Source organism: Legionella sp. km535, from assembly GCF_003990085.1.
In the GTDB taxonomy this organism is placed as follows: Bacteria; Pseudomonadota; Gammaproteobacteria; order Legionellales; family Legionellaceae; genus Legionella; species Legionella moravica.
Genome location: NZ_RZGU01000002.1, coordinates 134,936 through 147,044, shown reverse-complemented (window position 1 = coordinate 147,044; position 12,109 = coordinate 134,936). Strand labels below are relative to the sequence as shown.

Below are 12,109 nucleotides of genomic sequence, written 5' to 3'. Positions count from 1 at the left end.
TAATCAGAACTTATAAAAAATGATAAGATCAAACTTAAACGTGTATAAGGATCCCTTTTTTGTGTACGACCAGGCTCGGCAGTTAGTTTTGTTTAAAAAGATTATTATAGTTTTTTGGGCTATCTGGTGGTTTTTAGCGTTTTGGACTGATTTCATTGGTATGTTCGCGCATATGAAGCTGATTCAGAAAAGCTGGGCTCCGGATGCTAATTACCCATTTCTTGTCGACTCTTTAAAAATGTACCAGGTTTCAGCTCTGATTCCCCAGATATGTTTTGCCGGAATTATGATCTGGACTTTCATCTCTTCAATCGCATTTATCTGGACTTGCTGTGCTTTGAATCAGGATACCCGACGATGGATGAACAGAGCAAATACAGCTTTTATCATTTCCCTCTCTTTTTGGTTAGCGATGTTTCTTGCTGATCAATTGATTATGAAGTTTGATCTGGAAGAAAATCATATGGTACAAGGAGGTTTTCAATTATTAACTTATCTGGCTCTCTATATTTTGCCTTCAGACGCTAAAAGCGATTGATTGTTTAGTCTAGTGTGCTTGGAATTCGTTTGAGATGCGAGTACATGCTGCATTTCGAATTTTCGCAGTTGTGGCCGTGGAGTCGTGAACTGGTTTTTCGATGATGTGTAGAAGATTTAGTCGTCCGAGTTTGACAATGGTTCATACCCCTCCTAGATTTAAAATAACATTGAACGGGGTGCTTTGTAATGAAACTGTGTGTGGCTATCTTATTCTTATGTGGTTCTCTTTTTGTGTATAGTGCTCCAGTATATGTTGGAGTAATTCCTTTTGCCCCTCCATTTTCTACTTCCACGGATGGTGGTAAAAGTTTTTATGGATTTCACATTGATTTAATGAATGCTCTTTGTAAGCGGATTAAATTGAAATGCATGTATAAAGCGACAAAATTATCCGATCAAATACAATTACTGAATCAAGGCACTGTTGATTTGATCTTTTCGCCAACTCCAATAGAAACAACAAGCACAGGAAATTATATTTACAGCTTGCCGTATTTAAATAGTGATGCTCAATTTGTGACATTAAGTACCAATGACACGCTTAATGAGGTCAAAGATATCAAAAATCTGACTATAGGTGTTTTAACGAACACATTATATTATCCTTTTATAAATACTCAATTTAGTACAAAGGATACAATCAAACAGTTCTCAGCCATGTCCGAGATGATTACTGCATTGGTCAATCATGATGTTGATGTCATTATTATGAACAATAATTTGGCCAGATATTTAATTATAAATCATATGAACACATTTAAACTGGTAGGGGATCACATCGCAATAGGTAATGGTTATGGTTTATTAGCTCTGAAAAAGAATAAGAAATTGATCAATAAAATCAATTCAGCTTTATTACAAATGGTCTCTGATGGTTCCTATCTTGCTATTTATAACACCTTTTTCAGTCGCGATATGAAATAAATTATCGATTGGTCTGCTAGAATAATGCATCCATGATTCACATTGAAGCATCTCCATTGATGGCTTTTGGGGTAGATATGAGGCAGCTTCGCTGCCTCAAAAAGGTTAACGTGTTTAAGGAGTAAATGCTCGAATACATCTGACGTAATTACTCAGGGTCTTACCGTCATAATACTGGTCTCCCCAGCCAAAGTATTGCACCCAGGCACTGTAGATAGCATTGCCTGTATACTCCGAAGAACTCCAGTATTTGACATTGGCTAAACCGCCCAAACTTTTCAAATAAAGTGTTGTATACAAATTGGGTCTGTTCGATCCACAGCCTGCATTCGTATTAATACCTACATAGCGTCCCAATTCACAAATCGCTGGCAAGTACCAGTCAGTAAATCCCTGGTCGCTCTTGTTGAGACAGGATTGTGCTGCTGGATATTGACCTACTGGGCTTGCAAGAACATTGGTATTGCTTAAGCCATCGAGGAGACTGTTTGCTGCGGTGTCATTGTATCCTCCTGACCACAGATAGGTTGGACCTGGCTCATCGCTTAATGCTGCAACTTTCCCGCCTATACTGCCCATATTAGAAGTATTATCGTCTACAGAAAACACATATCCTCCCTGATAAACGCAACCATGTCCTAACACCAGAACATTAATATTAGCAGATGGTGCAGTATCGGAAGAGACAGTCACTATAGTCGGTACAGGGGTGGAGCCCGGTGAGGTGTTGCATGGAATATTACTTGCATTAGCACTGGCAGTGCTTCCGGGAGTAATCGTAATGTCGCAGGTTGCTGCTGGGTTAAGAGTGCCCGTGCAGGTATTACTGGTTATTGATGTGCCTGCAGGAAAAGCGGAAGAACTTACCTGAAGATTACTTGCAGGTATAGAGCCGGTATTTTCTATGCGAATAATCCGCGCAGTTCCTGTCAATGAGGGATCTGAGGCGGGATAAGGACTGTTAATCGACAGAGTGAGACCGTCAATCATCGGCGACAAAGTAGCCTGACTGAAAGTCACTGCAATTGTATGATTGGCATTTATATCACTCAATTGGTAGCTGGTGCCGCCATATTGTACTGCGTTGCCATCCAATAACCACTCATTGACCCCAAAGCTGGTATTAGGATTGGCGGTAAACGATAGGCTTGTTCCCTCATTCACTACTTGTGGTGTTTCTGGCGTTATAGTGCCATTAGCATCTGAGGAGGGTGTAATCGTATATTGCTGCACAGGCGGTTGTTCAATCAGATGAATATTTAAAGCATCTGCTGTGCTTGGTCCCTGGCACTTTAATTTATTAGCCAGCTTACATAATATAGGGCCACCTTGCACATCGCCTTGTAAAGTAGAACCGTCTATGATGAGCTTCAGTGTACAGGTTCCTTGGGATGGAGCTTTACAGGGTTCGCTTTGGGTGATGCCTGTAATAGGTTTCATCACCAGATTTTTACTGGTGGAAGTGTAGTTCGTGATAAGATAACTAACTTGAGCTGTTTCCCCTCTTGATATAGTAAGTTCAGTTGGTGTTTGCGGTGTAAAGGTCCACAAACGATTGGCTGCTTGAACACTTGACAGCATCAAACAGGTGAGAACCGATATGAGTATTGCATACTTAATATAATGTCGTTGAATTCTTTGCATAGTCATAATCCTTATGCTTAATAGTGTTGAAATGAATATCAAGGCCATCCTTGCGACATCCGATAAATAGCCTGTCCCCAGCGCACAGTATCTCGCACGCATTTAACTTCATAACCTTATGTCAATTCGGTTGTGATGTTGATACTTTTACATCTAACATTGTTTTGCTATGTTCATTCCTCCACTTTAACCTAATCATTTCTGATATGGCTAAATCAAGCAAAGAAATCAGGTTTAAAAAGACAGCACTATTAACCTTAGTTTCTAATGAGTTTAATAGCAAGTCATTGACCAAGTGTCTCGGGCATGATCTGTCTCCAGCTAATGAGGCAGCTGTGCTGCCTCAATCTATGGCTGAAAGCTTAAGGAATAAACGTCCGAATACACCTGACACTGGCACCGATGTTTTTAGCGTTGAAAAACTGGTCTCCCCAGATAAAGGACTGCATCCAGGCACTTAACGTGGGATTGCCGCTATACTCGGAAGAACTCCAATAGAAGACATTCGCAAACCCCCCTAAACTGTTTAAGCGTAGGGTTATGTATAAGTTGGGTAGGTTCACCGCACATCCCGCATTTGTATTTATTCCTACATAGCGTCCCAACTCACAAATCGCTGGCAAGAACCAATCAGTGAATCCCTGGTCATTTTTGTTGACACAGGTTTGCGCCGCTGGATATTGACCTGGAGGAGCTGCAAGAGCATTGGTATTACTAAATCCATCATTGAGGCTGTCCGCTGTCGTGTTAACGCTTGAGTCAGACCAATGATAGTCTGGCCACTGCTCATCGGTCAATGCTGCTACTTTCCCACCGATACTACCCAAATTAGAAGTAGTATTGTCCACAGAGAACAAATAACCACCCTGATAAATGCACCCATAGCCCAGGATCAGTACGTTAATGTCGGTTGGTGAGGCGTTATCCGCACTCACCGTCACTACAGTCGGCACAGGGGTGCTCCCTGGTGAGGTATTACACGCGATGTTCGTGGTATTGGCACTCGCAGTGCCTCCTGGAGTAATCGTGATGTCGCAGGTTGCATGTGCATTGAGTGTGCCCGAACAGGTATTATTCGTTATTGACGATCCTGCAGGAAATGCGGTGGAGTTCACCTGAAGATTTAGAGCAGGAATATTCCCAGTATTCTCAATACGGATGATGCGCGGAGTGAGTGGCAGGGGTGGATCTAAAGCAGGGCTGTTGATGGATAAGGTCAGATTAGAAGTTAACGGGGATAATGTGGTCTGATTAAAGGTTACTTCAATGGTATGATTGCCCTGAATATTACTTAATTGGTAGACCGTACCGCCATTTTGGACTACGTTACCATCCAGAAACCATTGATCGACGCTAAAATTGGCATTTGGACTTGCAGTAAAGGATATCGAGGATCCTGCATTGACTGCCTGTGGCACTGCTGGAGAAATGGTGCCATTAGCATTTGCTGAGGGTGTAATCGTATATTGCTGCACTGGAGGCTGTTCTGTCAGGTGAATACGTAACCCATCTGTCTGACTTGGGGAGTAGCACATCAAGCTATTACCTCGTTGGCATAAAATAGGGCCACCGATCACGTCTCCTAGTAAGGCGGAACCATTCACGTTAAGCGTCAGAGTACAGATTCCATGAGCAACAAGCTCGCAGGGTTTGACCTGACTTACGCCTGCGACGGGTTTCATCAAGAGGTATTTGGGCTTTGATGAGTGATTGCGAACCGTGTAAATAACTTGCGTGCTATTCCCTTTCGCTATAGTGATGTCAGTGAGAGATTGTGGTGCAAATGTCCATACGGGCTTGGATGCTTTTACACTCGGTAACAGCAGGCAAGAGAATAGGAGGGTTAGCAAGATGTTTCTAAAAATATGCCGTTGCTTTTTTGTCATGGTTTTAAGTCCTTATACTCCAAAAGTTAGATTCAATAATACAACAATGGCATAAAAATGATTCAGGGCTAATCCCGAACTCAAGGTTTGCTCAGAAGTGCGACTTTATTGCCTATCAATCAGTACACTCATAATCAACTTTCATTGCTTTTTAGTCTGGGTGAGGGGCATGTCGTTTGTGCCGATACCTGTACTTATTTGATTGAACATATAATAATAAGCTGGAACTCGTATGGAACACAATTTACTTCTTTGGAAATGGGGTTTAACTCCTTTTATGGAGATTGGTCTGACATTCACAAGCGCAATAATAATCGGTTTACAGAACCAGGGGATGGTTATGAAAGTTATGGTAATTGGCGGTACTGGATTAATTGGCTCTGCAGTGGTTGCAGAATTAAAAACGCGTCATGAAGTCATTTGTGTGGGTCATTCCAGTGGTCAATACACAGTCAATATTGAAGAGCCTGATTCCATTAAAGCACTTTACCAGAAGGTGGGACGAGTCGATGCGGTAGTTCTGAGCACGGGGCGAGTGTCATTTCTTGGTTTATCTGAAATGACTGCCAGCGATTTTTATGTGGGATTAAACAGCAAGCTGATGGGGCAAGTGAATTGTGTCTTAATCGGCTTAAATTATATGAATGATTCGGGATCGTTTACCCTTACAAGCGGGATTTTAAATCACGATCCTATTGCTGCCGGAACTTCTGCTGCAATGGTTAATGGTGGCATCGATGGATTTGTTACGGCTGCAGCAATCGAAATGCCCAGAGGCATTCGAATCAATGCTGTAAGTCCAACGGTAGTAACGGAAGCATTGGATGTCTATGGACCTTATTTTCGAGGCTTTGAACCCGTTCCAGTTCAGCGGGTAGCTCATGCATTTAGTAAAAGTGTTGAGGGATTACAAACGGGCAAGATTTACCAAGCCCGATAATAACGGCATACTGATTGAGTGGGGCGCTCTCCGTCAGACAATCATGAAGGGATCATTGTTGGGATCAGTATTGAGATTATATTCAGCTCTTTTTGCAATATCATCACGTACTGATTCACCAAACAGTCGTGAAATGGTATAGAGACTCATGTCAATGCCTGCTGAAATTCCAGATGAGGTAATGATCTTGCCATCATCTACCCAGCGAGCTTTCTTAATCCATTGTACGTATTGGCTTTGTTTACTTACCCAGTCAAAGGCTAATTTGTTTGTTGTTGCCCTATGCCCATCCAGTACTCCTGCTTTGGCAAGCAAGGCTGCCCCTGTACAGACTGATAAAATCATTTCAGCTTGTTCGCAACGATGTTGGAGCCAATGGATTAACAGTTCATTATGGATTTCTGTTCGTGTTCCTATCCCTCCAGGAATGAGCAGAAGATGTAAATGAGGTGCTTCCTGCCAGCTGTAATCTGAGAGAACTGATTGACCTTGTGCTGATTTAACCAATCCTTTGTGTTCGGAAATTAATATACTGTTCAGCTGATTAGGAAGCATTCCGAACATCTCCAGCGGCCCAAATACATCCAGTGTCTCAAAGTTGTGAAACAGCACTATTCCCAGATTTTTAACTGATGTTGTTTGTGGGTTCATAAGCCAATCCTGATTTGTGTAAAGTCCTATTGGGCATTCAATTTATTGAATACCAAACCAATCAACGTTATCTCCGCTACTCCAACGATCATTATTTTTATAAGCCGAGATTTTATCGGCACAAAGTTGAGTGAAGGTATCCCCTGCATGAATATCTATACCGTTAAAGCCCACAAGTTGGCAAATACTATCCGATAATTCTGTTTATTCATTATAGACCTGGTTGATATGGCAGAGATAGATATTGGGATAAGCTGATAAAGTTATTGTTGATTAAACAACGTTCTAAATTATTTATTATGGTTTTCCCGAACTGAATGGAAGCACGGCTTGTTCAAATTATTCCAATCTACTCCCTCTCCCGCGCCGGGAATTTGAGGCAAAGTGATGATGCCCTTTCGCGGGACGAGGGTTGGGGAGAGGGAAGGCTTCTAATGTTTACTGATAATGAATTTTGGTCTCGATTAGAACAATTGCTTACAGGCATTGTTCATTGCGAACAAAAATCAGTAAATTACGAGCTTGCTGCCTTAACACAGATTGTCCCATTCCCTCTCCCCAGCCCTCGTCCCGCGAAAAGGCATCGTTGTATTATTCAAATTCCCGGCGCGGGAGAGGGAGTAGATTGGAGTAATTTGAACAAGCTGTGCTTTCATTGAGTCTGAAAAAAACATAATACCATTTTAGGGACATTTATCTGCGCTGCTCCAACAATCATTATTTTTATAAGCCGAGATTTTATCGGAATGAAGTTGAGTGAAGATATCGCGACATTGGTTTGTATGCCGTTGAAGGCCTCAGGTTGGCAAATGCTGTTCGATAATTCTGTTTATTGGTTATCTTGGGATAGGCTGATAAAGCTATCTGTTCATTAAGCATCGTTCCTATATTTTATTATGGTTTTCCCGAACTGAATGGAAGCACGGCTTGTTCAAATTATTCCAATCTACTCCCTCTCCCGCGCCGGGAATTTGAGGCAAAGTGATGATGCCCTTTCGCGGGACGAGGGTTGGGGAGAGGGAAGGCTTCTAATGTTTACTGATAATGAATTTTGGTCTCGATTAGAACAATTGCTTACAGGCATTGTTCATTGCGAACAAAAATCAGTAAATTACGAGCTTGTTGCCTTAACACAGATTGTCCCATTCCCTCTCCCCAGCCCTCGTCCCGCGAAAAGGCATCGTTGTATTATTCAAATTCCCGGCGCGGGAGAGGGAGTAATTTGAACAAGCCGTGCTTCCATTCAGTTCGGGAACATCATAATAAAACTTTAGGGACATTGCCTATTGGGAAGCATTATTTTTTGGGAGGAATGTAGCCATGTTTTATCTTCCATGAGGCGTGCGATCATCATACTGCTTACGCTATTGCCTGTTACATTGATCATTGTTGCGAGCGGGTCAATGATAATGCTGATGGCAGCGACAGCTATTAATACGGAGGGAGGAAAACCATAAACATTCAAGATCAATAATTCCCCAAGCATTCCTCCGCTGGGTATTGCGCCCATAACTGTACCCACCAGTAGGGATATGCCTAATGCGGTGAGAATAACTGGTAAGCTCGAAAAATTTAAATGAAAAATCCCAAACAAAAAGGCAATTTTAAACATTCCGCCAATTACTGAACCGTCTTTATGGATGAGGGTACCAAGAGGAACTGCAGTTTCATAAATTTCGGGGGCTACCTTCATTTGTTTTGTCGCTGCTAAATTTGCAGGGATACTGGCAGCGCTGCTGCATGTAGCTAAGGCAGTAATCATCGGTAAAAAGACGTTAGACCAGAATAGTTTGATACCTGGCATTTTTCCAGACAAATAGGCATAAAAGGAAAAGAACACTAAAAAATAGATTAAGCCCGATGCATAATACAATACGGTGATACGAAGGTAACTGTCCAGCAATTGCGTTCCCAACTCACTGACCATTACCGCGAAATAAGCAAAAAATCCAATGGGGGCGTAATACATAATAAGCCCAAAAAACCGCATGAATATTTCTTCACCTGATTGTAAAAAGGATTTAAAAGCCGTGCCTTTTTCTTTAGAGCTGGACACAGCAAGACCGACAAAAATTGAAAACACGATCAATGCAAGAATGTGTTTGTGCGATAACAGATCAGAGAAATCAGATACGGTGAATATATTGGCAATTTGGTCGGAAAAACGGATCGTTTCCACTTTTTCTGGCATAACCAGTTGCAAAGTTACCCCTTCAGCAGGAGGGAATAATTGAACAGTCAGCATCGCATACAGGGCAGCCATGAGTCCTGTAAAAAGAAATACCAGAGCCATATAAACAATGAGTGACTTAAGTTTCTCAATGGAACCTGCACGAGCAATTGCAGACGAGACGCTAAAGAAAATCAGTGGGACTATTGCGGTAAAAATTAAATTAAGAAAAACATCACCAAGAGGTTTTAACTTCTGTGCAGTGTCATAATCAAGACAGGAGCCTGTAAAACCACCCAATGTAACGGATAGAAGCAAAATAATGGGGAATGCATAGGCTTTTACGGTTTTGTGCTGGGTCATCACCTGTCAGGGCTTCCTTTCGTTTTATGAAAACCATGCATTGCCCAAGAGAATCTTGAACCATGCATGGATTTAGTCATTATAAGGTTTCAATCCTGATTTTATGCTGTAACAGTTTGTCTTTGGCAATTTGAGCTTGAGCCAATTTTTCTTGTTCCTTGGCAATAATTTCTGCAGGAGCCTTATCAGTAAATTTGGGATTATTCAATTTGCCCTGAGCAAGAGCAATATCTTTATCCAGCTTGGCTACTTCTTTTGCCAGTCGAACTAATTCAGCTTCCTTATCAATTAAATTGGCCATGGGAATGAGTAATTCAATTTCCCCTAAAACAGCCGTTGCTGAAACCGGGATTTTTTCATCTGCCGCCAAATAATGAATATCCGTCACTTTACTTAATGCTTTAAGCGTTTGCTTATATTTCTCTACGCGCTGTTCTAGTGCAGGAGTTATATTACGAATGGATAACGGGATTAATTTGGCAGGTGAAATAGACATTTCACTTCGAATAGTTCGAATCGCCTGAATTGCTGCTTTGAGCCAATCCAGTTCTTCTTCAATGGTGTCGTTGATAAATTGCTCATCGACCTGAGGATAGCTGCTTAGCATAATGCTATTCCCATTTTCATTGGTAAATTTGGTTGTTCTATGCCAAATTTCTTCTGTAATAAAAGGCATTAACGGATGCAGTAGTTTCAATATCTGATCAAGAACGTGGATGAGCGTTCTTCGCGTTCCTCTTTTCAGAGCACTCAGTGCATTTTCATCCTGTAAAACCGGTTTGGATAACTCCAGATACCAGTCACAATACTCATGCCATACGAATTCATAAAGAGTATTCGCCAATAAATCAAACCGATAGGTTTCAAAATAATGGTGTACTTTCCCTATCGTTCGTTGCAGACGTGAGAGTATCCATTGATCGGCAGGACTGTATTGGAAGGCGCCGTCACCAAAATCAATGTGTTCTTCATCGATATTGAGCAGCACATAGCGGGCAGCATTCCATATTTTGTTACAGAAGTTTCTATAGCCTTCAACGCGGCCTACGTCAAAACGAACGTTACGCCCGGTCGACGCAAGGGAGCAATAGGTAAAACGTAAAGCATCCGTACCGTAGGCATTGATGCCTTCTGGGAATTCTTTTCGAGTCGCTTTAATTATTTTGTCACGCACTGAAGTGAGCATGAGATTGGAAGTTCGTTTCGCAACCAGAGACTCAATGTCTATTCCATCGATTATATCCAGCGGATCAAGGACATTTCCCTTGGATTTGGACATCTTGTGTCCTTCGCTGTCTCGAATTAATCCAGTAATAAAGATGTCTTTAAAGGGAATTTTTCCTGTAAATTTCAAGCCCATCATGATCATACGAGCGACCCAGAAAAATATAATATCAAATCCCGTCACCAGTACTGACGTAGGGTAGAACTGCTCCAGTTCTGGAGTGCGTTCCGGCCAGCCTAGAGTAGAAAAAGGCCACAGTGCAGATGAAAACCAGGTATCGAGAACATCTTCATCCTGTTTCAGGGGGGTGGCATCATCTATTTTGTATTTAAAACGAACATCGTTTTCACTGTACCCTACATAAATGTTTCCATGGTTATCGTACCAGGCAGGTATTCTGTGTCCCCACCACAATTGACGACTGATACACCAGTCTTCAATATTATCCATCCATTGATAATAGGTTTTAGTCCAGGTCTCAGGTATAAAGCGAATATCTCCCTTTTTAACTGCAGCTATGGCGGGTTCAGCTAATGGTTTCGTTTTTACATACCATTGATCGGTTAATAGAGGCTCAATAACAACATTGGATTTTTCACCGCGTGGAACTTTTAATTGATGCGGTTCTGTTTTAACCAATGCCCCTGTTTCCTCCAGATCTTTAATAATTTGTTCTCGGGCAACAAACCGGTCCATGCCCTGATATTTTAATGGGGCATTTTTATTAATTGTTGCCTTTTTTGTTAAAATATTGATGAGCGGTAATTGATGGCGTTTGCCTACTTCATGATCATTAAAATCATGTGCCGGTGTGATTTTGACGCAACCACTACCGAATTCTTTATCGACATACTCATCGGCGATAACGGGTATGGTTCTATCGCAAAGCGGGAGATGAACCTGCTTGCCAACCAAATGCTTGAATCGAGGATCATCAGGGTGAACTGCAACAGCGGAGTCACCAAGAAGGGTCTCAGGTCGCGTGGTTGCTACCACGACAAATTCATTGGAATCGACTACTGGATAACGAATATGCCATAGAGAACCTTCTTCATCTTCAGACAGTACTTCGAGATCAGAAACTGCAGTACCGAGTTTGGGATCCCAGTTTACCAGGCGAGTACCCCGGTAGATTAATCCTTCATCATGGAGCTGAACAAATACTTTCTGAACGGCTGCAGACAAACCTTCATCCATAGTGAATCGTTCACGACTCCAATCCACGGAATCGCCCAAGCGTCTCATCTGCTGGGTAATCGTGTTGCCTGATTCATTCTTCCATTTCCAAACGCAATCCAGAAACTCTTCTCTAGTGAGATCTTTTCTGGAAATTCCTTGGGCCTCTAATTGGCGCTCAACGACCAGTTGAGTTGAAATTCCGGCATGATCAGTCCCCGGCTGCCATAGAGTTTTGTCTCCAAGCATACGATGATAACGAGTTAATGCATCCATAATGGTGTGTTGAAAACCATGTCCCATATGCAAGCTGCCTGTAACATTGGGAGGAGGTAGCATAATGCTAAAGCGTTTTCCATCACCTCGGGGTTGAAAGTAATTTTGACTTTCCCATTTCTTATAGGAAGCCTGTTCTATGGCTTCGGGGGAATAGGTTTTTTCCATGTTTGAGCCTGTACTGGTAAAACGAAGAATATTATCACAGACTAAGGGAGTATGGCCAATATTACGGCGGATAACGTGAGGTTCAAACAGTAGATTTTCGAGTAGAACAGTGCCATCGATATTGACGACACTGTTTTATGTAGTGC

General features: G+C 42.0%; 10 protein-coding genes. 5 read left to right on the top strand and 5 right to left on the bottom strand.

Translation table 11 applies throughout. The features are described from left to right. Nucleotides 1–19 precede the first annotated feature (19 nt). Together ELY21_RS01930 and ELY21_RS01925 are read left to right on the top strand one after the other, a co-directional pair. The gene (locus tag ELY21_RS01930) at nt 20–538 is read left to right on the top strand and encodes a hypothetical protein (RefSeq protein ID WP_127106380.1); all 519 of its coding nucleotides are present in this window, start codon (nt 20–22) and stop codon (nt 536–538) included. 188 nt (nt 539–726) lie between these two features. Next, nucleotides 727–1,464, top strand: coding sequence for a transporter substrate-binding domain-containing protein (locus ELY21_RS01925; protein ID WP_127106378.1), 738 nt, complete (start codon nt 727–729; stop codon nt 1,462–1,464). 114 nt (nt 1,465–1,578) lie between these two features. On the opposite strand, the gene ELY21_RS01920 is transcribed toward ELY21_RS01925, so the two are convergent. Beyond that, a complete protein-coding gene (locus ELY21_RS01920) occupies nt 1,579–3,108 on the bottom strand; it encodes a DUF1566 domain-containing protein (protein ID WP_127106376.1) in 1,530 nt (509 codons plus the stop codon). Nucleotides 3,109–3,470: 362 nt separating this feature from the next. After that, complete coding sequence (locus ELY21_RS01915; protein ID WP_127106373.1) at nt 3,471–4,994, bottom strand: DUF1566 domain-containing protein; 1,524 nt, start codon at nt 4,992–4,994, stop codon at nt 3,471–3,473. Nucleotides 4,995–5,334: 340 nt separating this feature from the next. Here ELY21_RS01915 and ELY21_RS01910 point away from each other — a divergent pair, with 340 nt between their 5' ends. After that, nucleotides 5,335–5,934: a short chain dehydrogenase gene (locus ELY21_RS01910; RefSeq protein ID WP_127106371.1), complete on the top strand. Its 600-nt coding sequence runs from the start codon at nt 5,335–5,337 to the stop codon at nt 5,932–5,934. A 33-nt stretch (nt 5,935–5,967) separates the two neighbouring features. On the opposite strand, the gene ELY21_RS01905 is transcribed toward ELY21_RS01910, so the two are convergent. Next, on the bottom strand, nt 5,968–6,585 hold the full coding sequence (locus ELY21_RS01905; protein WP_127106369.1) for a DJ-1/PfpI family protein: 618 nt from the start codon (nt 6,583–6,585) through the stop codon (nt 5,968–5,970). Between the two features lie 434 nt (nt 6,586–7,019). Between ELY21_RS01905 and ELY21_RS01900 the strand changes: the two genes are divergently transcribed. Together ELY21_RS01900 and ELY21_RS01895 are read left to right on the top strand one after the other, a co-directional pair. Next, nucleotides 7,020–7,244 (top strand): hypothetical protein, encoded by a 225-nt coding sequence (locus tag ELY21_RS01900; protein WP_127106367.1) that lies wholly within the window; start codon nt 7,020–7,022, stop codon nt 7,242–7,244. Nucleotides 7,245–7,616: 372 nt separating this feature from the next. After that, nucleotides 7,617–7,811, top strand: coding sequence for a hypothetical protein (locus ELY21_RS01895; RefSeq protein WP_127106365.1), 195 nt, complete (start codon nt 7,617–7,619; stop codon nt 7,809–7,811). 44 nt (nt 7,812–7,855) lie between these two features. Here ELY21_RS01895 and ELY21_RS01890 read toward each other — a convergent pair whose 3' ends face one another. Beyond that, nucleotides 7,856–9,121, bottom strand: a complete 1,266-nt coding sequence (locus ELY21_RS01890) for a dicarboxylate/amino acid:cation symporter (protein ID WP_199741610.1) — start codon at nt 9,119–9,121, stop codon at nt 7,856–7,858. Between the two features lie 76 nt (nt 9,122–9,197). After that, the gene (locus ELY21_RS01885) at nt 9,198–11,963 is read right to left on the bottom strand and encodes a valine--tRNA ligase (protein WP_127106361.1); all 2,766 of its coding nucleotides are present in this window, start codon (nt 11,961–11,963) and stop codon (nt 9,198–9,200) included. Nucleotides 11,964–12,109 lie beyond the last annotated feature (146 nt).

What these genes read in the sequence shown, in the direction of transcription:
- ELY21_RS01930 (WP_127106380.1), top strand. Translation starts at nt 20, where the DNA reads ATGATAAGATCAAACTTAAACGTGTATAAGGATCCCTTTTTTGTGTAC.
- ELY21_RS01925 (WP_127106378.1), top strand. Translation starts at nt 727, where the DNA reads ATGAAACTGTGTGTGGCTATCTTATTCTTATGTGGTTCTCTTTTTGTG.
- ELY21_RS01920 (WP_127106376.1), bottom strand. Translation starts at nt 3,108, where the DNA reads ATGCAAAGAATTCAACGACATTATATTAAGTATGCAATACTCATATCG.
- ELY21_RS01915 (WP_127106373.1), bottom strand. Translation starts at nt 4,994, where the DNA reads ATGACAAAAAAGCAACGGCATATTTTTAGAAACATCTTGCTAACCCTC.
- ELY21_RS01910 (WP_127106371.1), top strand. Translation starts at nt 5,335, where the DNA reads ATGAAAGTTATGGTAATTGGCGGTACTGGATTAATTGGCTCTGCAGTG.
- ELY21_RS01905 (WP_127106369.1), bottom strand. Translation starts at nt 6,585, where the DNA reads ATGAACCCACAAACAACATCAGTTAAAAATCTGGGAATAGTGCTGTTT.
- ELY21_RS01900 (WP_127106367.1), top strand. Translation starts at nt 7,020, where the DNA reads ATGTTTACTGATAATGAATTTTGGTCTCGATTAGAACAATTGCTTACA.
- ELY21_RS01895 (WP_127106365.1), top strand. Translation starts at nt 7,617, where the DNA reads ATGTTTACTGATAATGAATTTTGGTCTCGATTAGAACAATTGCTTACA.
- ELY21_RS01885 (WP_127106361.1), bottom strand. Translation starts at nt 11,963, where the DNA reads ATGGAAAAAACCTATTCCCCCGAAGCCATAGAACAGGCTTCCTATAAG.